The 24,983-nt window shown below is 70.0% G+C and carries 25 protein-coding genes; 12 read left to right on the forward strand and 13 right to left on the reverse strand.

Annotation, left to right across the window (positions count from 1 at the left end; all coding sequences use genetic code 11):
* Nucleotides 1-157: 157 nt before the first annotated feature.
* On the reverse strand, nt 158-1,162 hold the full coding sequence (locus CHC09_RS13935) for an ABC transporter ATP-binding protein (RefSeq protein ID WP_089293486.1): 1,005 nt from the start codon (nt 1,160-1,162) through the stop codon (nt 158-160).
* A 66-nt stretch (nt 1,163-1,228) separates the two neighbouring features.
* Between CHC09_RS13935 and CHC09_RS13940 the strand changes: the two genes are divergently transcribed.
* Nucleotides 1,229-1,615, forward strand: coding sequence for a DMP19 family protein (locus tag CHC09_RS13940; protein WP_089293487.1), 387 nt, complete (start codon nt 1,229-1,231; stop codon nt 1,613-1,615).
* Between the two features lie 40 nt (nt 1,616-1,655).
* On the opposite strand, the gene CHC09_RS13945 is transcribed toward CHC09_RS13940, so the two are convergent.
* A complete protein-coding gene (locus CHC09_RS13945; protein WP_179277086.1) occupies nt 1,656-2,081 on the reverse strand; it encodes an integrase in 426 nt (141 codons plus the stop codon).
* Nucleotides 2,082-2,162: 81 nt separating this feature from the next.
* On the opposite strand from CHC09_RS13945, the gene CHC09_RS13950 reads away from it, so the two are divergent.
* Both CHC09_RS13950 and CHC09_RS13955 read left to right on the forward strand, forming a co-directional pair.
* Nucleotides 2,163-3,062 carry a phosphotransferase family protein gene (locus tag CHC09_RS13950; RefSeq protein ID WP_179277087.1) on the forward strand — a complete coding sequence of 300 codons (900 nt, stop codon included), beginning with the start codon at nt 2,163-2,165 and terminating at the stop codon, nt 3,060-3,062.
* A gap of 86 nt (nt 3,063-3,148) precedes the next feature.
* Nucleotides 3,149-3,754 carry a hypothetical protein gene (locus tag CHC09_RS13955; RefSeq protein WP_143232316.1) on the forward strand — a complete coding sequence of 202 codons (606 nt, stop codon included), beginning with the start codon at nt 3,149-3,151 and terminating at the stop codon, nt 3,752-3,754.
* Between the two features lie 98 nt (nt 3,755-3,852).
* Here CHC09_RS13955 and CHC09_RS13960 read toward each other — a convergent pair whose 3' ends face one another.
* Both CHC09_RS13960 and CHC09_RS13965 read right to left on the reverse strand, forming a co-directional pair.
* Nucleotides 3,853-4,074: a hypothetical protein gene (locus CHC09_RS13960; RefSeq protein ID WP_089293491.1), complete on the reverse strand. Its 222-nt coding sequence runs from the start codon at nt 4,072-4,074 to the stop codon at nt 3,853-3,855.
* Nucleotides 4,075-4,331: 257 nt separating this feature from the next.
* Nucleotides 4,332-4,979 carry a lamin tail domain-containing protein gene (locus CHC09_RS13965; RefSeq protein ID WP_089293492.1) on the reverse strand — a complete coding sequence of 216 codons (648 nt, stop codon included), beginning with the start codon at nt 4,977-4,979 and terminating at the stop codon, nt 4,332-4,334.
* A 228-nt stretch (nt 4,980-5,207) separates the two neighbouring features.
* On the opposite strand from CHC09_RS13965, the gene CHC09_RS13970 reads away from it, so the two are divergent.
* Nucleotides 5,208-5,480: a hypothetical protein gene (locus tag CHC09_RS13970; protein WP_239138303.1), complete on the forward strand. Its 273-nt coding sequence runs from the start codon at nt 5,208-5,210 to the stop codon at nt 5,478-5,480.
* Nucleotides 5,481-5,526: 46 nt separating this feature from the next.
* On the forward strand, nt 5,527-6,798 hold the full coding sequence (locus tag CHC09_RS13975) for a PQQ-dependent sugar dehydrogenase (RefSeq protein WP_089293697.1): 1,272 nt from the start codon (nt 5,527-5,529) through the stop codon (nt 6,796-6,798).
* Here CHC09_RS13975 and CHC09_RS13980 read toward each other — a convergent pair.
* The 4 genes from CHC09_RS13980 to CHC09_RS13995 form a co-directional block, all read right to left on the reverse strand.
* Nucleotides 6,771-8,177: a cellulase family glycosylhydrolase gene (locus CHC09_RS13980; protein ID WP_239138302.1), complete on the reverse strand. Its 1,407-nt coding sequence runs from the start codon at nt 8,175-8,177 to the stop codon at nt 6,771-6,773. The genes CHC09_RS13975 and CHC09_RS13980 overlap by 28 nt on opposite strands.
* 242 nt (nt 8,178-8,419) lie before the next feature.
* On the reverse strand, nt 8,420-9,727 hold the full coding sequence (locus tag CHC09_RS13985) for a radical SAM protein (RefSeq protein WP_089293494.1): 1,308 nt from the start codon (nt 9,725-9,727) through the stop codon (nt 8,420-8,422).
* Between the two features lie 170 nt (nt 9,728-9,897).
* On the reverse strand, nt 9,898-11,364 hold the full coding sequence (locus CHC09_RS13990) for a polysaccharide deacetylase family protein (protein WP_089293495.1): 1,467 nt from the start codon (nt 11,362-11,364) through the stop codon (nt 9,898-9,900).
* A 332-nt stretch (nt 11,365-11,696) separates the two neighbouring features.
* Nucleotides 11,697-13,283: a peptide chain release factor 3 gene (locus tag CHC09_RS13995; RefSeq protein ID WP_089293496.1), complete on the reverse strand. Its 1,587-nt coding sequence runs from the start codon at nt 13,281-13,283 to the stop codon at nt 11,697-11,699.
* Between the two features lie 353 nt (nt 13,284-13,636).
* Here CHC09_RS13995 and CHC09_RS14000 point away from each other — a divergent pair, with 353 nt between their 5' ends.
* The 6 genes from CHC09_RS14000 to CHC09_RS14025 all read left to right on the forward strand — a co-directional run bounded on the left by CHC09_RS14000 (nt 13,637) and on the right by CHC09_RS14025 (nt 19,293).
* Nucleotides 13,637-14,572: a M20/M25/M40 family metallo-hydrolase gene (locus CHC09_RS14000; protein WP_089293497.1), complete on the forward strand. Its 936-nt coding sequence runs from the start codon at nt 13,637-13,639 to the stop codon at nt 14,570-14,572.
* Nucleotides 14,573-14,891: 319 nt separating this feature from the next.
* A complete protein-coding gene (locus CHC09_RS14005; protein WP_089293498.1) occupies nt 14,892-15,623 on the forward strand; it encodes a hypothetical protein in 732 nt (243 codons plus the stop codon).
* A 17-nt stretch (nt 15,624-15,640) separates the two neighbouring features.
* The gene (locus tag CHC09_RS14010) at nt 15,641-16,930 is read left to right on the forward strand and encodes a copper amine oxidase (RefSeq protein ID WP_239138301.1); all 1,290 of its coding nucleotides are present in this window, start codon (nt 15,641-15,643) and stop codon (nt 16,928-16,930) included.
* 64 nt (nt 16,931-16,994) lie between these two features.
* Complete coding sequence (locus tag CHC09_RS14015; protein WP_089293499.1) at nt 16,995-17,567, forward strand: DUF305 domain-containing protein; 573 nt, start codon at nt 16,995-16,997, stop codon at nt 17,565-17,567.
* A gap of 140 nt (nt 17,568-17,707) precedes the next feature.
* Complete coding sequence (locus tag CHC09_RS14020; protein WP_089293500.1) at nt 17,708-18,031, forward strand: YciI family protein; 324 nt, start codon at nt 17,708-17,710, stop codon at nt 18,029-18,031.
* Complete coding sequence (locus tag CHC09_RS14025; protein WP_089293501.1) at nt 18,028-19,293, forward strand: RNA polymerase sigma factor; 1,266 nt, start codon at nt 18,028-18,030, stop codon at nt 19,291-19,293. The genes CHC09_RS14020 and CHC09_RS14025 overlap by 4 nt, the downstream gene beginning before the upstream one ends.
* A 156-nt stretch (nt 19,294-19,449) precedes the next feature.
* Here the strand turns inward: CHC09_RS14025 and CHC09_RS14030 are convergent, their stop codons facing one another.
* The 4 genes from CHC09_RS14030 to CHC09_RS14045 all read right to left on the reverse strand — a co-directional run bounded on the left by CHC09_RS14030 (nt 19,450) and on the right by CHC09_RS14045 (nt 22,683).
* Nucleotides 19,450-20,400, reverse strand: a complete 951-nt coding sequence (locus CHC09_RS14030) for an AraC family transcriptional regulator (protein WP_089293502.1) — start codon at nt 20,398-20,400, stop codon at nt 19,450-19,452.
* Entirely contained in the window at nt 20,388-20,864 is a 477-nt protein-coding gene (locus CHC09_RS14035) for an anthrone oxygenase family protein (RefSeq protein WP_089293503.1), read from the reverse strand. Before CHC09_RS14035 ends, CHC09_RS14030 begins: the two co-directional genes overlap by 13 nt.
* Nucleotides 20,865-20,977: 113 nt before the next feature.
* Nucleotides 20,978-21,508, reverse strand: coding sequence for a flavin reductase family protein (locus CHC09_RS14040; RefSeq protein WP_089293504.1), 531 nt, complete (start codon nt 21,506-21,508; stop codon nt 20,978-20,980).
* Nucleotides 21,509-21,576: 68 nt separating this feature from the next.
* Entirely contained in the window at nt 21,577-22,683 is a 1,107-nt protein-coding gene (locus tag CHC09_RS14045; RefSeq protein WP_307833933.1) for a LacI family DNA-binding transcriptional regulator, read from the reverse strand.
* A gap of 98 nt (nt 22,684-22,781) precedes the next feature.
* Between CHC09_RS14045 and CHC09_RS14050 the strand changes: the two genes are divergently transcribed.
* Nucleotides 22,782-24,182, forward strand: a complete 1,401-nt coding sequence (locus tag CHC09_RS14050) for a DUF1996 domain-containing protein (protein ID WP_089293505.1) — start codon at nt 22,782-22,784, stop codon at nt 24,180-24,182.
* Nucleotides 24,183-24,335: 153 nt separating this feature from the next.
* On the opposite strand, the gene CHC09_RS14055 is transcribed toward CHC09_RS14050, so the two are convergent.
* Complete coding sequence (locus tag CHC09_RS14055) at nt 24,336-24,899, reverse strand: DUF305 domain-containing protein (RefSeq protein ID WP_143232317.1); 564 nt, start codon at nt 24,897-24,899, stop codon at nt 24,336-24,338.
* Nucleotides 24,900-24,983: the final 84 nt, after the last annotated feature.

Below are 24,983 nucleotides of genomic sequence, written 5' to 3' on the forward strand. Positions count from 1 at the left end.
GCTCATGCCCGCTACCTCCGCTGCGCTCCGGCGTCGGCATGAGCCAACAACTGAGCTAGCCGATTCGCTCGCAAGCTCGCTCATGCCGCCACCTCCGCTGCGCTCCGGCGTCGACATGAGCCCAAAACTGAGCTAGCCGATTCGCTCGCAAGCTCGCTCATGTGTTGCGCCGTTCCCGGTACAGCTCCCGGACGACGCTCTCCAGGTTCGACTCGACCACCGCGAGCTCCCGGATCTGCCGCCCGTCACCGGCCGCGGCGAGCAGCCGGTGCACCGGTTCGTCACGGCCCACCCGGAACCGCCACCGGCCGTCGTGCTCCCGTTCGCCGATGAATCCGCCCAGGTCGAGGCGGCCGCCGTCGGGCTGCTCGCCGTCCAGGCGGACCAGCACTTCCTGGTACGGCGCATATCGCGCGACCAGCCCGTCGACCGGCCCGTCGTAGAGCACCCGGCCGTGATCGATCAGCAGGATCCGCCGGCACAACCGCTCCACGTCGGCCAGGTCGTGGGTGGTCAGCAGCACCGTGGTGCGGCCGCTGCGGTTCGACTCGTCGACGAAGCCACGGACGGTCTCCTTGGCGAGCACGTCCAGCCCGACCGTGGGCTCGTCGAGGTAGAGCACCGGCGGGTCGTAGAGCAGCGCGGCGGCGAGGTCACCGCGCATCCGCTGGCCCAGGCTGAGCTGCCGGACCGGGGTGCGCAGGAACGGCTCGAGGTCGAGGAGCTTGCGCAGGCGGGCGAGGTTGCTCCGGTAGCGGTCGGCCGGCACGTCGTACAGGGCGGCGACGAGGTCGAACGACTCGATCAGCGGCAGGTCCCACCAGAGCTGGCTGCGCTGCCCGAACACCACCCCGATCCGGTGGGCGAGCCGTCGCCGGTCGCGCCACGGCACCACCGGGCCGTCCGGACCGGCCACCTCGACGGTCCCGCCGGTCGGCCAGAGCACTCCGGTGAGCAGCTTGATCGTGGTCGACTTGCCGGCGCCGTTCGGCCCGAGATAGCCGACGATCTCACCCTCGTCGATGGTGAAGTCGATGCGGTCGACCGCGAGGGTGCGCTCCTTCTCCCGGGTGAACAGGGTTCGCACCGTGCCGAACCGGCCCTGCACCGGCTTGGTCCGTACGTACTCCTTGGTCAGTTCGCGCACGGTGATGAGGGACATGTGACCGGTCTACCGATCCGTGCGAATCAGGGTCAACAGGATTTCCTTCTCGGCGATGATCGGGGCATGAACGTGATCGACGCGGTGTGGAAGCGGGCCTGCGGGCATCAGGGCGGCGGGGTGGGTGACCGGCACCTGAGCGCGTTGCTGCTGGTGCACGGCGCGATGCTGAACGGTGGCGCGGGGACGGCCGTGGTCGGCTTCGACCCCGCCGAGCTGCGGGCCGCGGTGGAGGCTTGTGAGTACTTCGGCCTCAACGGGCTGGCGAGCCTGTTCCGGGAGATCCCGGCGGCGGCCGCTTCCGCGGACGACGAGGAGCGGCTGAACGCCGCGTTCCAGGACATGGACCCGGACGGGTTGATGGTCCCGGCCGCTTTCGAGGACCGCTACGCCGCCACCCCGGAGGACTTCGACCCGGTCGCCAAGCGGCGATTCGGCAGAGGAGAGCGGTGACGACGCCGTGGAGGCTCGATCACCGAACCCGGGATCGGGGTCAGCTGCGCTGGCGCAGGTTGTGGGCGGCGATCACCCGCTGGGTCGGGTCGGCGCCGTGTGGTGTCCGCAAGCGATCAGTCAGCAGGAAGCCCGTCAGCGTGCACGCCTCGGCGTGCTGCATCTCGGTGAGTGCGAACGTCCCGCCGCGCCGTTCCGGCTGCCAGCCGGCGCGCAGCGCGAACATGATCAGGGCGCGGACGTCGGCTGAGGTCGGATAGGAGCCGTCGGTGGCGCAGGCGCCCCACGGCGCCGGCCAGGCGAGCGACAACAGGTCCGCCTGGAGCGCTTGGCCGGTCTTCCCCGAGCCCCAGACGCGGACCCGGATGCAGCGGTGACAGTCCGCGTCGCCCCGAACATGGTGGATCTCCGCGCGCCAGGTGAACATCCGCGAGCCGTGTCGCAGATGCCGCAGCCGAGTCCGCATATGCCTCACCTCTTATTCGATCCTGCCACAGCCCGTCCCCGGCGAGCTGCCCCGGGAGCGTCACTGGAAAGGTGGAGATCGATGATTTCGGACTGGATCGAGAAGAAGGCGCTTCCCGGGCGGCGGATCTCCGGGATGCGCGAGCTGACCGGTGGGTACAGCAACCACAACGTCGTGGTCACGATGGACGACGGGAGCGCGTACGTGCTGCGCCGCTACCTGAGGGCGGACAAATCCGCGATCGAGGCGGCGCTGGCCCGGCGGCTGGCCGGAGTGGTTCCGGTGCCCGAGGTGATCGCCGTCGGCTTCGCGGGCGAGCCGGTCCTGTTGTCCCGGTTCGTGCCGGGCCGGATGCTGAGCGAGGTGCTGATGTCCGCGGACCCGGGCACCGCCGGGGAGCTGGGTTCGGTGGTGGGGCGGGCGCTGGCCGGCCTCGGGACGGTGTCGTTCGGCGCGCCGGGCTTCTTCTCCGACGGGAGTCTCACGCCCGGGCCGCCGGGTGTCGAGCCGGCGAGCGGCCTGGACGCCTGGGTGGATCGTTGCCTGGCCGAAGGTGACGTCGACGGCCACCTCACCGGCTCCGAGCGGCGCGCGCTCCGGGAGTACGCGGCACGGGCGACGCCGGCTCTCACGGCGCTGCACGGATCGCGGCAACTCGTGCACAGCGACTTCAACCCGAAGAACCTGCTCGTCGTCCGGGAGGCCGGGCGATGGCGGGTCTCGGCCGTACTGGATTGGGAATTCGCCTTCAGCGGCCCGCAGCTGACCGACGTCGGCAACATGCTGCGTGATCCGCGCCCACCCGGCTTCGCCGAGGCGTTCCTCGCCGGCTTCGAGGAGGCCGGCGGCGATCTGCCGCCGGATTGGCGGAGCCTGAGCCAGGCGCTTGATCTGTACGCCCTCGCCGACTTCCTCACCCGCCCACCGGAGCACCGTTACTTCGCCCGGTCCGTGGCCCGGATCCGGCGACTGCTGGCCTGAAAGTCGACTTCTGGCCATGTCTTCGGCAATCCTGACATCGACCGGTATGCTCGGCCCGTCCAGTGGCTCAGTGGTCAGGTAAATAGATGTCAATCAATGGTCTGCCCCTGGTGTTGATCGCCGCGCTGCTGCTCACGGCCTGCGTCGATCAGGAGACGGAGCCCGCCGCCGCGTCCGCTCAGGCGGTCGGAGCCTGCGGTGTCGAAGCGACGGTTCCGGACGGTGCGACCCTGCGCGCCGAGGATGTCCCGGTGGCCGGCGGCGATGCGTCCAGCCGGTATGTGGTTCTGCCGGAGGCTCGATGCTCCGGTGTGGCCCGGCGGCCGGATCAGTGCGACCGGTTCCCCTGGGCGACCGAGCGGAACCTCTACGCGCTGGGCGGTCGCGGCTGGCTCACGGTCACCCTCGGTGAGTCCGTACGGGAACAGGTCGTCCTCTACGAGCCGGAGAGTTCCTTCGCGAAATCGTTCGAGCAGGCCGCCGAGGACTGCGGGTTCGAGGCCCTGACCGTGGTGGACGGAGCACCGGCCACGTTGGAACGCGGCCGGGACGGGGTCACCGAGATCGTCTACCTGACGCCGCGGTCAATGGTCTGGATGTCCAGCGCCGACCCGGCCGTCGGCCTGGCCGACCTGGTCCGGCTCGCGGGCGTCGCCGAGGAGCGCTCCACCGCCTTGACCTATCCGTCCTGAACCCGACGCCGGGAGGTGCGGATCCACCCGGGCGACGAAGCGCTCGCTGCGTGCCGACCGGCGTGGTGGGGCACCCGGAGGATGCCCCACGGCGGGGTTCAGCTGGCGTCGGCCAGGGCGGCGAGGGCCTGAGCCGCCCGGAAGTACTTGTTACGACCAAGCTCGCCGATCGTCTTGACGCCGAGCGCCTCGCGGATCAGCTTGCCGCCGTTCTCGCTGACGCCGGCCAGCGCCTCGACCGGTGCGTCGAGGATCTCTTCCAGGGACTTGTCCTGCCAGGCCTTGTCGACGATCTTGCTCAGGTCGGCGGTGACTGCCACTTTTCCTCCGCATAGGTCAGCCGATCCACTCCGAAGTGGATCTTCGGCCGCGAAGCTTAGCCGATCATGACGACGTGCTCGCCACGGCAGTCGGCCAGGGCAAGAGCAAGGGTGAGCGCGGCAGGTGCGAGTCGTCGGATCATCCCGGGGACGCTGCCAGGCCAATGGTGATGCCGTCACCCGCAGGAACGATGTGTGTCTGTAGGACGACGAAGGCCCGCATCTCGCGTGGAGGGCGGGCCCTTTGAGTCGGCAGGTCAGGGATCTACCGGGTCGGGGTGTTCGACGGTCGGCGTGGGGGTCAACGTTCCGTTCCGCTCCGTTGTGGTCGGGGTCGGGGCTGCGGTTGTCGGCCTGGTTGTGGCCGGCATGGTCGGCGCGGCCGTTGGCTTCGTGGGTGTCGGTGTCGGCGCGCACGTCGTCACCGATCCGGTCGCTCCCCACTTGCAGGTATGGACGGTCGCCCCAGTCTTGTTGCGGAGGGTGGCGGTGTCGCCGGTGTTGTTCCAGATGTAGTTGCCGGACTGCCAGTAGGAGTGCCCGGCAGGTGTTCCGTTCTTGCCTTTGCCGGTGTGGATGGTGACGGTTTTCCCTGCGGCGAGGCTTCCGGAGAGTTTGAAGGTGTGCCCGGCGACGTCTTTGATCGTCCAGCCGGTGACCGACACGGCTTTGCTGCTCTTGTTGGTGACCTGCACGTATTCGGCGTTCAGGCTCGCGTTGGTGCGAGTGTCAGCGCCAGGCGAGTTGTAGTAGACCTTGGTGAAGCGAACGTTCGGAACTGCAGCAGTGGTCGCCGCGGAGGCGTAGGTGATTCCGGCGGCAGTGACCGCGGTGGCGGTGGCGGCGACGGCGATCCACCGCCAGGTTCTGCGGGATGCGGATGCGACGTCGGACGGTGAAGACATCCGGCCATCGTTCCAGTTGGATCTGCTGAGGGCAGTGCCACGAACGTGTGGTCATGACCTGCCTGTCCGGTTAGCTTGCCCGGTTGGGGAGTTCCGGACTCCGCTGAAGAGGGAATCCTCTGGCCGCGGTCCGGATCCTGGTGCCCGAGGTCGCCGCGACGCCGGGCGGCTCGCCCGCGGGCGAACTGCGGGCCTTGCGTACCCCGCAGGTCTGGGACCAGCCTCTTCGTGGGCCCGGCGCTGCAGGCCCGGCTCATCACCGTCGCGCCCAGCGCCCAACTGATGGGCGCGGCGGTCAGCCAGTCGGCGCTGAATCTGGCCAACAGCCTCGGTGCCGCCCTCGGCGGGTTGGTGATCGCCCGCGGCCTCGGCTACCTGGCTTCGGCGTGGGTCGGAGTGGCACTCGTCGCGGTCGGGTTGGCCCTGGCCGCGGCGGGCTTCGCCGGCGACCCGCAACGCCCGAGCGGAACCGCGGATCCGGCTCCGGCGCTGCGCGGGTGAGGAACGTGATGTCCTCGTGGTGCACCCGGAACGGTACGGTCGTCGGGTGAACACGGTTGTGCGCGCGCTGCTGGCCGGCGGACTCGGGCTGACCCTGGTGGGGTGTTCGGTCCTGGGTGAGAAGTCGGATGCCGCGCCGCCGTCGGGGCAGGCCGACGTTCCGGTGCGCGTCCCGGCCGGCACGGACACCGCCCCCTTCGACCAGGCTCGGGAGATGCGGGTGCCGGCCGGCTGGTCGGCCGGCGTCTGGGCGCGGGTGCCCAATGCCCGTCTGCTGGCGTGGACTCCGGACCGGCGGTTGCTCGTCTCCCGCCCGAAGATCGGCGACGTCGTCGAGCTGACCCCGGGGGCGGGCGACGCCGTACCGCGGCAGCGAACTCTGGTCGGCGGCCTGAACCAGCCACACGGCCTGGCATTCCACGGCAACACGCTCTACGTGGCCGAAAGCGATCAGGTGGATAGCTTCCGGTACGAAGGCGGAGCGCTCTCCGAGCGGAAGGTCGTGATCGACGGGCTGCCCGACGAGAAGAGCCCGGAGCTGGGCGGCGCCTACGCGCACGCGCTGAAGAGCGTCGCGATCGGTCCCGACGGCACCATCTACGTCTCGGTCGGCTCGACCGGCAATGTGTCGGCCGCCGATCGGGACGCCAGCCCCGAGCGGGCCACCATCCTGAAGGCGCCAGCGGGCGGCGGCACACCCACCGTCTTCGCGCGCGGCGTCCGCAACGGCACCGGGCTGGCGATCGCCCCGGACGGCGCGGTCTGGACGGCGGTCAACAACCGGGACAACATCGCCGATCCCGCCGACGGCAAGGTCAAACGGGGGTACGTCAACACCCACCCCCTCGAGCCGCTCGCCAAGCTGACCCAAGGGCGGGATCTGGGCTGGCCGTACTGTAATCCGAACCTCGATCGCGGCTGGGATCGCGACTACCAGATGAACCGGAACGGCACCGAGCTCGACTGCTCGAAACTGCCGCCGATCGAGCAGGGGCTGGGTGCGCACTCCGCGCCGCTGGGCTTGAGCTTCGCGAAACTTCCCGGGTCGTACGGCGAAGGCGCCCTGGTCGGGGTCCACGGTTCATGGAACCGGAACCCGCCCCAGGCGCCCGAGGTGTCGTTCTTCGCCTGGCGGGCCGGGGCCCTCGGCCCGCAGCAGACCCTGCTCGGTGGCTTCCAGGATGCCGACGGCAGGCGCTGGGGGCGGCCGGTCATGGCAGTACAGGGCCCCGACCAGGCGCTCTATGTGAGCGACGACCTGGCCGGGGCCATCTACCGGGTAACCGGACCTCAGGAGATCGCGACGTCGTCGAAGTAGACCGTGCCGGTGTTGTCGGCCGACTTCAGGTGCAGCTGGACGGCGGCGGCGCCGGCCGGCGCCGCCGTCTCGACGACCAGCTTCGTCCAGGTGGTGTTGCCGACCGGCAGCCGGTTCGAGGTGCTCTCGCTGAGCCACTTGCCGGTGGCGTCGAACCAGCTCAGTGAGATCTCGGTGATGCCGGTGGCGCTGAAGCCGCGGGCGAACGCCTCGGCCCGCCACTTGTAGCCGGCCTGCACCGGGGTGATCGGCGAGGTACGCATCGACGGCAGGCCGGCGCTGGTCCGGGTGGTGCCGGTGAACTTCAACGAGTACGAACCGAGGCGTGGCATCTCGGTGGTAACCACACCCATGCCCGCCGTGGGCTGGTTCGCCTTCCACGTCAGCTCGTTCGCCGGCGCCTCGAAGCCCAGGTTCAGGAAGCTGTTCGGCACGGTGCCGGTCGTCCAGGCGCTGCGCACCACCGACGCGGCGAGCTTGGCGGTGCCGTCGGCCCGGTACAGGCCGAACGTGTACTGCCCGGGGATCGCCGAGACAGCCGACTGGCCCGGGATCGCGCCCTCGGAGAAGTCGTTGAGCGTCCACGGCGACACCGAGCCGACCCCGGCCTCGGCCGCCGCCCGGTACACCCGGGCCAGGTAGGCGGCCTGCTCGCCCTCGCTGGTGGCACCGCTGCTGAGGCCGGTCTCGCCGATCACGATCGGGGACGGCGAGACCGCGGCCTGCGCTTTACGGATCTCGGCGAGCGAACGCTCCGAGTTTCCGTAGAAGTGGAAGTCGTAGTAGTCCAGCGGGGTGGTGGCCAGCGCCGACTTGATCTTCGCCATCCCGGTGGCCCCGGTGCCGCCGTCGACCGACAGGGTGAGCGGCATGGCCGGGGCGACGGCCCGGATCGCCGGGATGATCTGCTTGGCCCACGCGACCGCGGCCGCGTCGTCCGGCTGGAACTCGTTCTTGAGCTCCACGGTGAGCACCCGCGGGTCGTCCTTGTACGGGTCCAGGATCGTCTGGGCCCAGGTGACGCTGCGGGACACCTCGCTGTAACCCGCCCACCAGTCGAAGAGGGTCAGCTTGACGGTCATGCCGCGCGAGTCGGCGATGCTGATGAACTTGCGCAGCCGCTCGAGGTACTCGGCCTTCGGCGTCGGGAAGCCGAACGCGTCCGGGAAGAGGATCACCCGCACGTTGTCCGCGCCCAGGCTCGCGGCCACGGCCAGGCTGGCGTCGATCGCGACCGGGTCGAAGCTGGTCCACATCGCCGACCAGCCGGCGTTCGACGGGTAGTAGTTGATCGTCTTTGCCACCTTCACCCCGGCCATCCGGCTGTTGAGGGTGGGCGAGGTGGACGCGGCGTGCGCCGGCAAGACGGGAAGAACCATGCTCGTCAGGATCGATGCCGCCAGGACGGCGGCGCGGACACGGAAGCGCGATGAGTTCATGAAGACTTTCTTGCCGCAGTTGCTTTTCGGGTCACTCCTCCGTTCGGCGGGTCACACTTCGGATTGCATGATCAGTTAAGGGCAATCAGGTTGCGGATCGGGAGCGGGCGGCGTGGGGTGCGTCACCGGGATCCCAGCGGCCGGCCGGGACCCCGGTGACGCTTCACCGGAAAGTGGTGCTGTCAGTCCTCGGCGGGCAGGCTGTCCATGAACGAGCTGACGGAGAAGACAGCGTTGCCGGCGCCGGCCGGGCCGTAGCCGGGCGGGCTGCTCAGGCCGTTCGCCTCCATGGTCGCGCGGTAGACCTCGAGCAGCCGGATGTGGTACTCCAGCGGCGCGCCGTTCGGGTTCGTCCTGCCGAGCGGCGTGGTCGGCTCCGGGCACCACGTGGTGAAGCGCGGGGTGATCCCCCGGGACATGAAGTACTGCAGACCCTCCGCGGTGGAGTCGATCGCCTCGCTCACGCTGGTGAAGCCGAACGGCTCGGCCATCTCGATGCCGGCCACGAAGTTCGGGATGACGTTGCGCGGCCCGAACACCTCGGCGGACTCCAGGATCCGGCGGTGCCACTCCTCCCGGCCCACGTAACGCTCCTTGCCCGGGCAGTAGAGCTCGAACAGTCGCTTGTCCCAGACCTCGTAGTTCGGGTGGTAGATCTGGATGCCGTAGTCCTTGAAGCGCTGCACGTCGGCCCGGGGCAGCGCCTGGGCGACGACCTTGCCGATCCAGCGGCCGGGGAAGCGCTCCTCGATCGCCTGCGCGTACTGCCCGTAGAAGTCCGCCTCGGTCTTGCCGCCGACCTGGGAGGTCACGCTGCCACCGGTCAGGGTGTACGCCGTCGACGTCTTGAGCGTGTCGTGCTTGTCGATGATCGCGAGCGCCTCGAGGACCTCGTCGATCGGCTTGACCCCGGTGTACGGCCGACCGGCCGCCTTGTGCTGGCGCCAGTTGTGGTTGATGTCGCAGTACTGGCACTCCTCCTTGGCGCCGAAGTACTGACAGACGCGGAAGACCGTCAGGTAGACGAGGTAGCCCCACTGGATCGTCGGGGCGACCTCCATCACCTGCTTGCCGTTGGCGAGCGTGTGCCGGTAGTAGTCCGGCATCGGCGGCAGGCCGACCTCGGCGATCGCCCGCCCGTCCAGGAAGAGCATCAACCGGCCGTCGGCGTCGGGCTTCACCCGGTACGGCGAGTCGGGGTTCGTCCGGACCGAGACGACCGTGCGGCGCAGCTCATACGGCCCACCGGTGAGAACGATCTCCTCCGGCGGGCGGCGCAGCGCCGCCTCGCCCAGCTCGGGCAGGGTCCGGTGGTCGAACGAGAAGATGAAGTACGACTTCGGCTTGACGTCGCCGGACTCGTTGTCGGTCAGCGCCGCGTCATCGAACGCCAGGCCGCCACGCAGCAGATCCTCCTTGATCACCGCTTCCCGCGGGACGTGCGGGAAGCGGCTCATCAAGTCCTCGATGAGGTCGGTGCGTGACTCCATGTCTCCTCCTGCGCTCGGTTCCCCTCCAGGCTAGGCCGCGCCTGATCGACTGACGAACGCCCCTGTATCCGAGGTGATCCGTAGGACAGGTCCCGCGCCCGGTCACGATCGCCCGGTGCCGCAAAAGGCGCAAAACCCTTTCTTTCCGGTACGGCGGAGGAGTAGCTGAATCAGAGGGCCACGAACTGGAGACCGCGCGCTTTGAGGGCCGGAAGGACCGTACTGAGGGCCTTGTAGGTCTGCGACCGGTCGCCGCCACCGTCGTGGCAGAGCAGGATCTGCCCCGGGCGGGCGGACAGCATGCGGTGCTGGATCGAGGCGACGCCGGGCTGGGCCCAGTCCCGGGGGTCGTTGCTCCAGTCCAGGGGCAGCAGCCCGGCCTGTGCCACGCCCTGCAGCAGCTGCGGGGACCAGTCACCGCCGGGTGAACGGAACAGCTTCGGAGTCTGCCCGGTGGTCTTGCTGATCTTGGCTTGCGCCTTCTCGATCTCCTTCGCCGCGGCCCGCTTCGGCTTGCTGCCGAGCTTGAGGGGGTGGCTCCAGGTGTGGTTGGCGAGCTGGTGCCCGGCGTTCGTGACCATCTGGGCGACGTCCTCGTGACCGAGCACCTGATTGCCGATCATGCAGAACAGGGCCGGGACGTGGTAGCGGTCCAGCAGCTGCAGGATCTTCGGCGTCCAGACCGGGTGCGGGCCGTCGTCGATGGTCAGTGCGATCGCGTCGGTGGGGAACGCCGGTGCTCCGGTGGCCTTCGTGTACTCCGCGAGCGTGGCGATCGGGCGGTGCAGGACCGGAGCCGGGGACGCGGGGACGGTGGTGCTCTCCGGAACCCTCGGCCTGGTGGTCGCGGGGGAGGCCGACGCCGGCCCGGCGGTGGCACCGGCTGATTCGGGCGTCGCGGAACGTCCGGCGACAGCGGTCGCCGTCGCCGCCACACCCGCGACGCCCGCCACGCCGGTGAGGCCGAGAAGCAGCCGTCGCCGGGTCAGGACGACGCCGCCGAGCCGGGGTCCGGTGGGCTCGGCGGGTGCTGCGACGGTGACGCCGGGAGCGGGCGGCACCGGTGCGGTGGCCTGCCCGGTCGGCGGCTCACCTGCCGACAGCGCGACGGTCGCGTCGTCCTGGAGCCGGAGTGCGCCCGCGGGCAGTGCGACGGTCAGCTCATCCCGGTCCGTGTGCGCGGGCAACGCGATCGTCGCCTCGTCCGGCGGGGTGCTGACGTGCGCCGGCTCGGTGACCTCGTCCGCTGTCGGGGGCGTCGTCAGTGCGACGGTCGGTTCCTCGGGCGTCGTGGCCGGGGTCAGCGCGACGGTCGGCTCGTCGGGTGCTGTGGCCGGGGTCAGCGCGACGGTCGGTTCCTCGGGCGTCGTGGCCGGGGTCAGCGCGACGGTCGATTCTTCGGGTGCTGTGGCCGGGGTCAGCGCGACGGTCGGCTCTTCGGGTGCTGCGGCCGGGGTCAGTGCCACGGTCGAATCCTCGGGAGCCGTGGCCGCCGTCAGCGTGACGGTCGGTTCTTCCGGTGCTGTGGCCGGGGTCAGCGCGACGGTCGGCTCTTCGGGAGCTGTGCCCGTGGTCGGTGCGACCGGTTGGTCCGGTGTGGTGTCACCAGGTGTCGTCGCACTGGGCTCGTCGGGCATCAGGGACCTCCGCTTCCACCATGCGCCCTGCCGACAGGTCCGCAGCGCTTTGTCAATGAACCGTTCGGCTCACCAGCGCGCGAGGCTAGCACTCACCGCCAAACTCGACAAAAGAGGATCATAGCTGTCGATCTCCGGGAAGGCCGCGTCTTGAAACCCGATCGGCTGTCCAGCGTGGACTCTCGGGAGACGTCGTCGAGGAAGCCGCGGGCCCGCCACTGCCATTCGGGTAGCTGGTCGCGGGCCAGCTGGAAGAACTCATGCCGGGCGCGACGCTGGTGCCCGTCTCGGAGTGCCCAGCCAGCACGGACGTGCGGCTCAGCGCCCCCGCGTCACGTGTCGAGTCGCAGCTCGGGGTGGCGGCCGGCCACCGTGCGCATCCGCCAGCGGTGCGGGAAGACCGCCAGCAGCGCGCCGTCGCGGACCCGGGTCATCACCTCGACGTTCGACTCGGTGCGCAGGATCTCGCGGCCGGCCTCGTCGGTGCGGGCCGCCACCTCGTACGGGAGGTGGTCGAGCTGCACCTTGACCCCGAACTCGGTCTCGAGCCGGAAGGCGGCCACCTCGAACTGCATCGGCCCGACGGCGGCGAACACCGGCGCCTGGTCGCCGCGCTGCTCGGAGCGCAGCACCTGGACCACGCCCTCGCCGTCGAGCTGCTCGATGCCGCGCCGGAACCGCTTGAAGGTCGAGGTGTCGGAGGTGCGTGCGACGGCGAAGTGCTCCGGCGGGAACGACGGCAGCGGCGGGAACTGCACCCGCTCGCCGACGTGCAGGGTGTCGCCGATGCCGAGCGCGGTCGCGTTGACCAGGCCGACCACGTCACCCGGGTACGCCTCGTCGATCGTGTCGCGGCCCTGTCCGAAGATCTGCTGGGCGTACTTGGTGGCGAACGGCTTCCCGGTGCCGGCGTGCGTGACGATCATGCCGCGCTCGAACCGGCCGGAGCAGATCCGCATGAACGCGACCTGGTCGCGGTGGGCGCGGTTCATGTTCGCCTGCATCTTGAACACGAACCCGGAGAACGCGGCGTCGACCGGCTGGTCCGTGCCCGCGGCGGTGGGCCGGGCGGCCGGCGGCGGAGCCAGCTCGACCAGAATGTTCAGCAGCTGGCGCACACCGAGGTTGGCGACCGCCGCGCCGAACAGCACCGGCGTGCTCGTCGCCGCCAGGAACGTCTCCTGGTCGTGGTCGGCGCCGGTCATCGCGAGCAGGTCGAGCTCCTCGGTCGCGGTGTCCCAGTCGGCGCCGTACCGCTTCGCCGCCTCGGCCGGGTCCATCTCCTCCTCGATGGCCAGGTCGGCGCCGCCCGGGGAGCGCTCCATCCGGACGAACGTGCCGGTGCGACGGTCGATCACGCCCTGGAACTGCCCGGCGATGCCGACCGGCCAGGTCAGCGGGGTCGGCTTCAGCCCGATGCGCTGCTCGATCTCGTCCATCAGCGCGAGCGCGTCGTGGCCGGGCCGGTCCCACTTGTTGATGAACGTCATCACCGGGATGCCGCGCTGGCGGCACACCTCGAACAGCTTGAGCGTCTGCGGCTCCAGGCCCTTCGCGGCGTCCAGCAGCATGACCGCGCTGTCCACCGCCGTCAGCACCCGGTAGGTGTCCTCGGAGAAGTCGGCGTGCCCGGGGGTGTCCAGCAGGTTGATCACGGTGTCGCGGTACGAGAACTGCAGCGCCGCCGAGGTGACCGAGATGCCACGCTGCTGCTCCATCGCCATCCAGTCGGACACCACGCCACGGCGGTCGCCCTTCCCGTGGACCGCGCCGGCCTGCCCGATCACCCGCGCGTGCAGGGCGAGCGCCTCGGTCATCGTCGACTTGCCAGCGTCCGGATGCGAGATCACCGCGAACGTCCGCCTGCGGCTCGCCTGAACGGCGACACCCGACGCCGATGCCAGCACGTTCTGACTCAAGATCCGCTCCCAGGGCCACGTCGTCGACGCCTCACGCGTGCGACCTGCCGCACGTTATCCCGTCGGCGGCGACTTTGAGTCATGTCGGGTCGTGATCGCCCTCACCCGCGCGTCACCGGTCGCCTCACGAAGGCACTCCGATGTGTGCCTTCGCACAGTCGTCCGGGCCTGTTTGGCACGTTTCACTGGCGGCCCGACAGTAGGACCATACTGATATAGGTCCATTCCTGGATTTGTACGTACAGTACGACTCCGGGGCACTTCGCCGATCGCCGCCGTCCACCCCGACACCGGCCGTGATCGGCGCGCTTCGTCGTGTCCCCAGGTTTCGACCACCCCCATGGAGGAACACAATGCGGGTCCGCAAGTTCGCCTACGCCGGCGTCGCCGCCGCGCTCACCGCCACCCTCGCGGTCACCGGTACGGCCTACGCCGGCGCCGCCCCAGCGGTCACCGCCGCCCCGGTCGCCGTCGCCCCGCCGGTGATCAGTGCGGACGTCTCGATGGCACACCTGCAGAAGCTGATGAGCTTCGCCTCGGCCAGCAACAACACCCGGGTGATCGGCACCCCCGGCTTCACGTCCACGGTCACCTACATCAAGCAGCAGCTCGACGCGCTCGGCTGGAAGACCACGGTGCAGAACTTCACCACCGGCGGCAAGGCCGCGTCCAACGTCGTCGCCGAGTGGCCGTACGGCGACGCCACCCACGTGGTCATGGCGGGCGCCCACTCCGACTCGGTCTCGGCCGGCCCGGGCATCAACGACAACGGCTCCGGCGTGGCCGCGCTGCTGGCCAACGCCGCCGCGATCGCGCAGGCCAAGCTGGTGCCGCAGAAGCGGATCCGATTCGCTTTCTGGGGTGCGGAGGAGCAGGGCGACATCGGCTCCAGCTACTACGTGTCGCACCTGGCCAGCGGCGAGTCGAAGAAGATCGACGCGTACCTGAACTTCGACATGGTCGGCAACAAGCCGGAGAACGGCCGCGCCGTCGGTTGGAGCCTCTACGTCGAGGGTCAGTCGAACGGCCTCAACGCGCCGTTCAAGACCTACTTCACCGCACAGGGCATCACCGTCAACCCGTCCCTGGACACCGACGACCGTTCCGACCACGCCGCGTTCAAGAACGCCGGCGTCAAGGTCACCGGTGTCAGTTCGGTGCGCAGCCTCAGTGCGCTCGGAGCCTGCTACCACAGGGCGTGCGACGACCTGACCGACGTCAGTTCGACCAGCATGGGCCTGGCCTCGAACGCCATCGCCGCCGCGGTCTGGTCGCTCGCCGGCGCCTGACCGGGGGCCGGTCCGCGGCAAGGCCGGCCGGCGAACGAGGGGGCGGAACGGTGCACGGTTCCGCCCCTCGGATTGTTTAATCAGGGCGCAATATTTGTCGAATTCCGGTCAGTCAGACATTTCCGCGTAGGCTATTTCGAAGAATGTCTCGGAGCGGATTTCATCACATCCAATGTGGCCTATTACCGCGACGACCAGGCACTTTGGATCGCTCAAAAGGGTGCTGACGGCCGCGGATCCCGCCCGCCTCACACGAATTTCACTCACCTTCCGCGATTGTTCACGGCGCACTGTCGAACAACGGGGAGGATTATCAGCAGTGGATCGTCATCGAAAGTGGGGCTGGGGCCTCGGCATCGCGACAATCACCGCGGTGACTGCCTTCGGGCTCGCCTCGTGGCAGGCGAACGCCGCACCCAGTACGCCGTCGACGCCCGGTGCGACAGCCGAGCAGCCGCGCGTCTCCAACCCGAGTCCCGTGCCCGAGGCCGCCTCCGGGACCGGCAGCGATCCGCTGACCGGCACCGAGGTCGACAAGGCCCGCGCGCTCGCGCTCACCCCGCAACTGGCGGCGAACGCCACGGACGTGACCGGTAAGGCCGGTCCGGAGTACCTGGCGGCCGAGCTGGATGTCGACGGCACCGGCCGGCAGGCGGAGCTGTACTACTACGACTACCGCACCGGCAAGCTGTTCAAGCAGGTCGTCGACCTCAAGGCCGGCAAACTCCTCAAGTCCTACTCCGCCACCGGGATGCAGCCGCCGGCGTCCGAGCAGGAGGCAAAGGCCGCGCTCGACCTGCTGGTCAACGATCCGCTCAGTGCGGAGTTCAAGGAGGCCTACCGCAAGGCTACCGGTGAGCAGCTGAACGGCACGGCGGGGCTCGTCCCCACCGCGCACATCTACACGGCGAAACCCGCGGACAAGGGCGCGTCCCAGTGCGGCAAGAGCCGCTGCGTGCAGCTCATCGTGAAGACCGGAGACGGTCACTTCATCAATGTCACCGACCTCATCGTCGACCTCTCCGGGCGCCAGGTCGCCCGCCTCAAGTGAGCGGGGATTCCGGCAGCATGACGTACCGAAAGATCGCCGCGGCCGTCGCGCTCCTGACGTCGGCCGTGCTCAGCCTGACCGCGCCCGCCGCCGCCCAGGCGGCCCCGGCGGCGACGCCCTGCGGCGCGTCGGCGATGGTCAAGGAGACCCTGCCCAACGGGACCACCTGGCAGCTCTGCTGGCGGATCAACGACAAGGCCGGGCTCGTCCTCGACCACGTCTTCGTCGCCACGAAGCGCTATCCCGAGCCGGTGCAGGTGCTGGACTCGATCCGGCTGGCACAGCTCAACGTGCCGTACGACACGGGTGACACCGAGTACAACGACCTCACGGCCATCGGCCTGGGCAGCTACGGCCTGGAGACCCTCACCGGCGACGACTGCAAGGGCGGCTCGATCCGCCTCGGCTCCGACGGCGGCAGCGACCCGCAGCAGCGCAAGGTGCTCTGCGTCAGCGCGGAGCCGCGTGGCCTCGCCTACCGGCTGCACGACTACGAGGGGTCGGAGGAGAAGGTCTACTCGCAGCAGGGTCACGACCTGGTGCTGCGAACGGTCAGCAAGCTCGGCTGGTACGAATACGTGACCGAGTACCGGCTGCACGACGACGGGCAGATCTCGGCGCGTCTCGGCGCCACCGGAGACCTGGCGCCGAGCGAGTACTCCACCGCCGACAACGGCTGGCCGATCGGCAAGGCCGCCAAGGACTACTCGACCATGCACTACCACAACGCGTTCTGGCGGGTGGACTTCAACATCGCCGGCAAGGGCGGGGAGAAGGTCGAGCAGTTCGACACCACGACGTCGGGCCGCGGCAGCATGACCGCGGCGCTCAAGACCACGCACAAGACGATCGCCAACGAGGGTACGTTCTCCGCCGCCAACCAGCGCTTCTGGCGCATCGTCAGCCCGACCAGCAAGAACGCCGACGGACACCAGCGTTCCTACGAGCTGGCGCGCGGAGCGAGCGACAGGTACGAGGGGCACCCGGAGACCAAGCCGGACGTGACCTTCAGCCAGAAGAACGCGTGCGAGAAGTGGGCCAGTGACAACGCCGCGGACCCCGAGTGCCCGCTGGACAGCGTCACCGTCATCGACTTCGTCAAGAACAAGGAGAAGCTGGCCGACCCGGTGATGTGGGTCCGGGTGGGCTTCCACCACGTGCCGCGCGACGAGGACCAGAGCCCGATGCCGATGCACTGGCAGGGTTTCGACCTGGTGCCGCGCGACTTCACCGAGATGAACCCGCTGACCCCGGCCGGCCGTGAGGGCGCGAACGGGAACCAGAGCGGCGAAGGCTCGCAGGGCTGAACCCCGGCCGGCCCGGTCAGCGCGACCGGGCCGGCCCCGCTCTCCCGAGGAGAAGGGACCTTTCTTGACCGTCCGCCGTCTCGCCGCCGCGCTCGTCCTCGCACTCGCCGCCGTGACCGTCGTCCTGCTGCGCACCGGCGACCGCGACGTCGAGAAGCAGCAGGTCGCGTCCGAGTCCGTGGCAGCACCCTCCGGGACCGACGTGCACTACGCGCAGATGATGGTGGCGCACCACGAACAGGCCGTCCGGATGAGCCGCACGCTGATCGCCAAGGGCGACGTCCCGGAGCGGATCCGCCTGATCGCCGAGTTCATCGTCCACGACCAGCAACGCGAGATCGACCAGACCAACGACTGGCTGACCGCCTGGAACCAGCCGGCGGGCACCCCGGAGGGTGGCTCGGCGCACGGCATGCTGACCCAGGCGCAGCTGGATGAGCTCGACCGCGCCGACGCTCGCACCGCGGCGCCGGTGTTCCTCCGGCTCATGATCGAACATCACCGGGGTGCGATCACCATGTCCCGGTCGCTGCTGGACGGCCCCGGCGGCAACGCCTACATCCACAGCCTGGCCAAGCACGTCGTCAACGAGCAGACTGCGGAGAACGACGCGATGACGGCGCTGCTGAAACCCTGACGCGGAGCACTCGTCACGGCGTACCGGAAAAATCTCGAGGGAAATCCGGGCGGCGCTGTCGGATCCGGGTGAAGGTGATCGTCGCAGAGGTGAGCGGCCACCATCGAGGGGCGCCCCGAACCACAGGAGATGATCTTCAGATGCGGTACCTGGTTTCCGTGATCTTCGATCGGCCCGGCCTCGCCACCCCGGACGAGATGGCCGCCATCGCCGGGTTCAACGAGCGGCTCCAGGAGGAGGGTCACTGGGTCTTCGCCGGTGGCCTCGGTGGACCCGACACGGCCACCGTCATCGACAACCGCGGTGGCGGGGCACTGGTCACCGACGGGCCCTTCGTGGAGACGAAGGAGTTCCTCGCCGGCTTCTGGATCATCGAGGCCGCCGACCTCGACGTGGCCCTCAAGCTCGCCGCCGAGGGGTCGAGGGCGTGCAACCGCAAGGTCGAGGTGCGGCCGTTCCTGTGAGCGGGGCCGACGTCCGGGAGGCGATCACCCAGGCGCACCGCGGCGAGTGGGCGCGGGTGGTCGCCGCCCTGACCCGGCGATTCGGCGACCTCGACATCGCCGAGGAGGCGGCGGCCGAGGCGTTCGCGGTCGCTGTCGAGCGGTGGCCGGCCGACGGCGTACCCCCCAATCCCGGCGCCTGGCTGACCACCACCGCCAACCGCAAGGCCATCGACCGGATCCGGCGCGAGAGCAAGCGGGACGACAAGCAGAGGGAGGCTCGGACGGTGTACCACGACGACCCGCCCGAGCCGCCCGGCGCCATCGAGGACGAGCGGCTCCGGTTGATCTTCACCTGCTGTCACCCGGCGCTCGCGCCGGAGACCCGGGTGGCGTTGACCCTGCGCATGGTCGGCGGGCTGACCGTGTCCGAGATCGCCCGCGCCTTCCTGGTCCAGGAGACCACGATGGGGCAGCGGATCACCCGCGCGAAAGCCAAGATCAAGACGGCCCGGATCCCCTACCGGGTGCCGTCCGCCGAGGATCTCCCGGATCGCGTCTCCGGCGTGCTCGCCGTCCTCTTCCTCGTCTTCAACGAGGGCTACCTGGCGACCGGCCCCGGCACCGACCCCATCCGGCACGACTTGAGCGCCGAGGCCATCCGGCTCACCCGCCTGATCCGCGCCCTGCTCCCGGCGGACGGTGAGGTGGCCGGGCTGCTCGCGCTGATGCTCCTCACCGACGCCCGCCGCCCCGCCCGGGTCTCGGCGACCGGCGAACTGGTCACCCTCGAGGAACAGGACCGTGGGGCGTGGGACACCGCGCTGATCGCCGAGGGCCACCGGCTGGTACGCGAGCGCCTGGCCGCCGGCGTCGCCCCGGGCCGCTACCAGATCCTCGCCGCGATCAATGCCGTGCACACCTCCGCGCGCGACGTCCGCGACACCGACTGGTCACAGGTCGTCGCCCTCTACGACCAGCTCGTTCGCCTCGATCCCTCACCGATCGTCGCCCTCAACCGGGCCGTCGCGGTCGCCGAGATCGACGGCCCGGAGGTGGCGCTGGCGGCCGTCGACCGCCTCGCGGACCAGCTGGTCGGCTATCACGCCTACCACGCGACCCGCGCCCACCTGCTGCGTCGGCTGGGCCTCGGCGGGCAGGCGCGCGCGGCCTACGACAAAGCCATCGAACTGGCGGGCAACACCGCCGAGATCGCCTACCTGACCCGCCGCCGCGACCAGCTGGGAGATCGATCCCGTAGCATGCCGATCGAAGGCAGCTGAACGGCGAGGTCCATCTCACCTGGCGTCAGGGACCGGAGAATCCGCCGTGGCCCGCGACGGAGGAAATGTCGATTCCGCTGGCAGACAGTCTTACCAAGCACCACTGAACGGCGCCGGCGAGCTGGCCGGGGGCAGGGCCTCCAGGGTCGGGCGAAGCTACGCGAGGACGACCACCGGGGAGGGGCCGGGGTCGTACGCGGTGAAGTGCATGTCGGGGGAGTGCCGCCGGAAGTCCTGGGGGCTCAGCCCGCGCTCGCGTTTGAACGCCGCGCTCAGCGCGAAAGCGCTGCCGTAGCCCACCTGCCGCGCCACCGCGCCGAGCGTCAGGGACGGGTCCCGCAGCAGGTCGGCGGCGAGGGCGAGCCGCCACCCGGTCAGGTACGCCATCGGCGGCTCGCCGACCAGTTCGGTGAACCGCCGGGCCAGCAGCGACCGGGACACCCCGGCCCGGCGGGCCAGTTCGGCGACCGTCCACGGCGCCGCGGGCTCGGCGTGCAGCAGCCGCAGGGCCGTGCCGGCGATCGGGTCGTGCCAGGTGGGTGTGCCGGCCAGCCAGGACCGCAGCACCGAGATCAGCAACAGGTCGAGCAGCCGGTCCAGGACCAGCTCCTGGCCCGGGGCGGTGCGGCCCATCTCGGCCGAGAGGAGCCCGACCAGCGTTCGATCGGTGCCGGCGGCCGGCTGCACCAGCATCGACGGCAGCGTCCGGAGCAGGCGCCGGCTGACCTCGCTGCGCAACTGGTACGTCCCGGTGATCAGTTCGGTCCCGCCGCCCGACGGGTCGCCCCAGCTGCGGACCCCCAGGTGTTCCCGGGGTGTTCCGTCCACGGTGGTGCACACCTGGCCGGGGTGGATGATGGTCTGCCAGGGCGTCGCCGGGTCGTCCGCGACCGTGTACGGCTGCGGGCCGCAGATCACCGCCACGTCCCCGGGGTTCAGCGTGATCCGCGAATCCCGGATCACCTGGGCCGACCCTTTGAGCATCGTGACCAGGGACAGCGGTGCCTCGTCCTGGATGCGCAGCGCGAACGGCGGCTCCAGGACGGTGCGCAGCAGGAACGCCTCACGTGCGCGTGCCCCGTCGAGCAGTCCGGTCAGCGTGTCCACCCCGCAACCATGACATGTCCGAGGCAGAGCAGCGCGAGTGTGCTCAGGATCGTGCGTACGTTGTTGACCGGCACCCACACGCCCTCGAAGTCCGCCCGCGCCCGCGCCGCGTCGGCCAGCGAGGCCCCGGCGAGCGCGTTGTTGAGCGGCACCGAGATGCCCATCGTCAGGATCAGCACCACCAGGTAGAGCCCGGCCGCGATCGCGATCCAGAGGTACGGCTCACCGGCCCGCGCCCGCAGCACCGCCGCGGCTATCGGGAACACCAGGGCCCCGAGGAAGACCAGGAAGAACAGTCCGTTCTGGATGGCCGCGTTGAACTGCTGCATCGCGGCGACGAAGGTGCGGTCGTCGGTGGCGCGCAGTCCCGGCATGACCGCGGTGGTGAACGCGAGGAAGATGCCGGCCATCAGGCCGGTGCTGACGAGCGATGCCGTGAGCAGGATCGAGGTGAGCGCTTTCATCGGGGGTCCCGGAGCTCGGATGTGACCGTCATTCCTCGAGTTCATCCGCTGGAGCGTGGACGAACCATGGTCAGGAACCCCCGGTGCATACGCGAGCGTCCACGGGCCGGGGACTACTCGGCGGTGAGGCGGCCGAACGAGGAGCGGTGGAAGACCAGCGGCGACAGCGGATCTCCCTGGTCCACCGGGTGGTCCACCGCGTGCAGTTCCAGCAGGATGATGGTGTGGTCCCCGGCCTCCACCTCGCGGTAGATCGTGCAGTCGAAGCGGGCCAGGCCGTCGTCGATGGTCACCGCGCCGTCCTCGCTCACCGACGCCGGCACGCCGTCGAAGCGGTGGGCGACCGGCCCGGCGAGCTGCCGGCAGATCGCGCCGTGGTGGGCGGCGAGGACGGTCACGCCGAGGTGGTCCGCGCGCCGCAGGTCCGGCCAGGTCTTGGAGGTGTTGGCGATGGAGAACGACACCAGGGGTGGGTCCAGGCTGACCGAGGTGAACGAGCTGGCCGCGAGCCCGACGAGCCGGCCGTCGACGGCGGCCGCGACGGCGACGACCCCGCTGGGGAAGACGCCGAACGCCCTGCGCAGACGGATCGCGTCGAGGTCCTGGTTGGTGGCGAAGGCCGCGGGGGTCTGCAAGGTGGTCATGCCGTCAATCTATATCGACCCTATAGGTTTTCGGAAGTATAGGAGACGTCACACTCCGCTGCGGGAGGTCAGGCGGATTGCCGGGCGATGAGGGTCGGCTCATAGATGACCGAGCTGATCCGGGCCGCCGGGTCGTCGATGCGGGCGAGGAGAAGCTTCGCGGCCTCGGCCGCCATGTCCTCGAGCGGGTGCCGCACCGTGGTCAGGGCCGGTCGTGCCGCCAGCGCCGCGCTGCTGTCATCGAAGCCGACCACCGCGACATCCTCCGGCACCCGCTTGCCGGCGTCGCGCAACACCAGCAGCGCGCCGAGCGCCATCAGGTCGTTCGCCACGAACACGCCGTCGAGCCGCGGCTGCTCGGCCAGCAGGAGACGCATCGCCTGTTCCCCGCTCTCCCTGGTGAAATTGCCGTTCACCAGGGGCACCCAGGCGTGCCCGTGCCGAGCGGTCGCCCGCCGGAAGCCGGTGATCCGGTCCTGGCTGGCCGGCACGTCGGCGGGTCCGGAGATCATGCCGAGCCGCTGGCAGCCGCGAGCGGCCAGGCGGTCGGCGGCGAGCGCGGCGCCGGTCTCGTTGGCCAGGTCGACGTAGCTGATCGGCACCGGGTCGGCCGGCCGGCCGATCAGGACGGCCGGGATGCGCGCGTCGGCGAGCAGGCCGGGCAGCGGGTCGCGGGCGGGCAGCGACAGCACGACCGCGCCGTCGGCCTGGCCGTTGCGCAGGTCGCCGACCAGCCGCTTGTGGCCGTCGGCGCCGACCATCTGCAGGGCCAGCTGGACCCCGGCGGGGCGCAGCACGCTCATCAGCCCACCGACGACCCGGCCGAAGTAGGGGTCGGCGAAGAATCGACTCATGAACGGGTCGTCGTCGTGTGTCTCGGAGTCGGAGACCACCAGGGCGACGGTGCCGGTGCGCCGGGTGACCAGGGAGCGGGCCAGCCGGTTGGGCACGTAGCCGGTCTGCTCGACGGCGCTCCAGACCAGCTCGTGCAGTTGCGGGTCGACGTTGCGGATCCCGTTGACGACCCGGGACACGGTGGCCCTGGAGACGCCGGCGACCCGGGCTACGTCCTCGAGCGTCGGTAGCCGCTGGCTCTGCATGCCGAAGTTATAGCACGAGGTGGAGAGCGCTTTCCGCTCGTGCCCGGCGGAGCGGCGGAAAATCCGGTCCGCCACGTTCCGGAACCCCAAAGCATTGACGGAGGTCGTAACAAGTCCGAAAACTGGAAAGCGCTCTCCAAGCGTACTGTCCTCGAACCTTGGGAGATCCCCCCGTGAACAGAACACCGTTACGACGGCTCCTCGCGCCGTTGAGCGCGATCGCCCTGGCCGGCGCCCTGCTGGTCACCGCCGACCAGTCCGCCTACGCCGCCGACACCCTGCTCTCGCAGGGCAAACCCGCACTCGCCTCCTCGGTCGAGAACGGCGAGTCCCCTGCCATCGCCGCGGTCGACGGCCGCTCCGACACCCGCTGGGGCAGCCAGTGGTCCGACCCGCAGTGGCTGCGCGTCGACCTCGGCGCCACCGCCACGATCACGCAAGTCAAGCTGCAGTGGGAGGCGGCGTACGCGAAAGCCTTCCAGATCCAGACCTCGCCCGACGGCAACGCCTGGACCACCGTCTACAGCACCACCACCGCGACGGGCGGCAACCAGACGCTCGCGGTCAGCGGCTCCGGCCGCTACGTCCGGATGTACGGCACCCAGCGGGGCACCGGCTACGGCTACTCGCTGTACGAGTTCCAGGTCTACGGAACGTCGTCGGTCACCCCGCCGCCCGCCGACGGCCCCGGCTACGTGATGGCGAACCCGCCGGTCACCGGCGTCGTCCCGTCCACGGCCATCCCGCCCGCGCAGAACCCGCCGGTGACCCACCGTGAATTCCAGGCGAACTGCTCGGTGAGCCGGACCAACCTGAACGACGACCCGATCGTCTTCCCGGGCCTGCCGGGCGCCTCGCACTCGCACACCTTCATGGGCAACCGCACCACCAACGCCACCACCACGCTGGCGTCGCTGCAGGCCGGCACCACATCCTGCATCGCCCCCGGTGACCGCACCGGCTACTGGATGCCGACCCTGCTCAACGGCACGACCGCGGTGCAGCCGGACGGTCCGCAGGTCATCTACTACAAGAGCGGCGTGATCGACTACCGCAGCGTGCGGCCGTTCCCGCCGGGCCTGCGTTACGTGGTCGGCAGCCCCACCTCGACGCTCGACGAGTTCCGCAACCACCCGGGTGCGGTCGAGGGCTTCGAGTGCGGCGACAGCACCCGCAACTGGGACATCCCGGCAAACTGCGTCGCCGGCTCCCAGCTCAACGTCCGGTTCCAGGCCCCGAGCTGCTGGGACGGCCTGCACCTGGACACCCCGGACCACAAGAGCCACATGGCGTACCCGATCGTCGGGGTCTGCCCGACATCCCACCCGGTCGCCGTGCCGATGATCGAGTTCAAGATGGCGTGGCCGGTCAGTGGCAACATGGCCAACGTCCACTTCGCCAGCGGGCGCGGCTACTCGTTCCACTACGACGTCTTCAACGCCTGGGACCCGGCGGTGCTGGCCGCGCTCACGACGCACTGCATCAACGGTGGCCTCCAGTGCAACCCGCGCGGCTTCGACCAGTACAAGCCGGACCGCGGTGCCGCCCTCAACGAGAACTACGAACTGCCGTGACGCCGGGGGTCCGGGCCTTCCACGCCCGGACCCCGATCGACCGCCTCCGGCCGGGGTGCCCCCCAGCCCCCGGCCGGAGGCGCCACACCCGCCGCGCAAGCTTGCGGCCGACGGTCGTCGAGGCCGTCGATAACACCTTTTCCCCGTACGATTTCAGAACTCTTTTTCGAGCTTCTCCAGCGCCTCCGCGCGGCTTTCCAGAATGCGGGCGGCCAGCTCCTTCGTTCGCGTTTCCGCACCGGCCGACCGCTCGCTGGTCGCCAGCCGCTGCCCCTGCTCCAGGTGCTCCCGGAGGGCCGTGGTCAGCACCTTGTCGAAGCCCGCACCTCGCTGGGCGGCGGCCGAGGCGACCAGCGCGGGTGTCACCATCCCGGGCATCGGCATGCCCTTGTGCGGGTTCGCCGACGGCAGTCCGGCCTCGTCGTGCAGCTGCCGCAGCGTGCCGAGCTCCTCGCCGGTGAACGTCGCTACCTGCGCGGACAGCTCCTTCAGGGCAGGATTCGAGCTGTTCGCCGGGGTCAGTTCGAGCAGCGGCAGCAGCTCCTCGTCCATCGCGATGTTGATCTCGACCCAGGCGAGGTCGGTGCCGCCGAAAGAGGCCGTGGCGGCGGGGGAGGTCACCGTGGGGGCGGTGTCGCCGGCCGCTCCGCAGCCGCTCGCGCCCAGCAGCCCGGCCGTCAGGGCGGCGGCGAGAAGGATCCGGGAGTTCACATTCACGGCCGGAGTTTCTAGTTCCGGAACCAGGGATGTCAATGGCAAGTATTGACCTCGGGCAACATGGGCGAAACAATCGCTCTCGCT

The organism is Actinoplanes regularis (assembly GCF_900188005.1).
Classification (GTDB): domain Bacteria; phylum Actinomycetota; class Actinomycetes; order Mycobacteriales; family Micromonosporaceae; genus Actinoplanes; species Actinoplanes regularis.

Excerpts from the sequence above, each read along its gene's own strand:
- CHC09_RS14000 (WP_089293497.1), top strand. The coding sequence starts at position 13,637 with ATGCGGGTCCGCAAGTTCGCCTACGCCGGCGTCGCCGCCGCGCTCACC.
- CHC09_RS14020 (WP_089293500.1), top strand. The coding sequence starts at position 17,708 with ATGCGGTACCTGGTTTCCGTGATCTTCGATCGGCCCGGCCTCGCCACC.
- CHC09_RS13945 (WP_179277086.1), bottom strand. The coding sequence starts at position 2,081 with ATGCGGACTCGGCTGCGGCATCTGCGACACGGCTCGCGGATGTTCACC.
- CHC09_RS13935 (WP_089293486.1), bottom strand. The coding sequence starts at position 1,162 with ATGTCCCTCATCACCGTGCGCGAACTGACCAAGGAGTACGTACGGACC.
- CHC09_RS13990 (WP_089293495.1), bottom strand. The coding sequence starts at position 11,364 with ATGCCCGACGAGCCCAGTGCGACGACACCTGGTGACACCACACCGGAC.
- CHC09_RS13940 (WP_089293487.1), top strand. The coding sequence starts at position 1,229 with ATGAACGTGATCGACGCGGTGTGGAAGCGGGCCTGCGGGCATCAGGGC.
- CHC09_RS13955 (WP_143232316.1), top strand. The coding sequence starts at position 3,149 with ATGTCAATCAATGGTCTGCCCCTGGTGTTGATCGCCGCGCTGCTGCTC.
- CHC09_RS13950 (WP_179277087.1), top strand. The coding sequence starts at position 2,163 with ATGATTTCGGACTGGATCGAGAAGAAGGCGCTTCCCGGGCGGCGGATC.
- CHC09_RS13980 (WP_239138302.1), bottom strand. The coding sequence starts at position 8,177 with ATGGTTCTTCCCGTCTTGCCGGCGCACGCCGCGTCCACCTCGCCCACC.
- CHC09_RS14010 (WP_239138301.1), top strand. The coding sequence starts at position 15,641 with ATGACGTACCGAAAGATCGCCGCGGCCGTCGCGCTCCTGACGTCGGCC.
- CHC09_RS14040 (WP_089293504.1), bottom strand. The coding sequence starts at position 21,508 with ATGACCACCTTGCAGACCCCCGCGGCCTTCGCCACCAACCAGGACCTC.
- CHC09_RS13965 (WP_089293492.1), bottom strand. The coding sequence starts at position 4,979 with ATGTCTTCACCGTCCGACGTCGCATCCGCATCCCGCAGAACCTGGCGG.
- CHC09_RS13985 (WP_089293494.1), bottom strand. The coding sequence starts at position 9,727 with ATGGAGTCACGCACCGACCTCATCGAGGACTTGATGAGCCGCTTCCCG.
- CHC09_RS14035 (WP_089293503.1), bottom strand. The coding sequence starts at position 20,864 with ATGAAAGCGCTCACCTCGATCCTGCTCACGGCATCGCTCGTCAGCACC.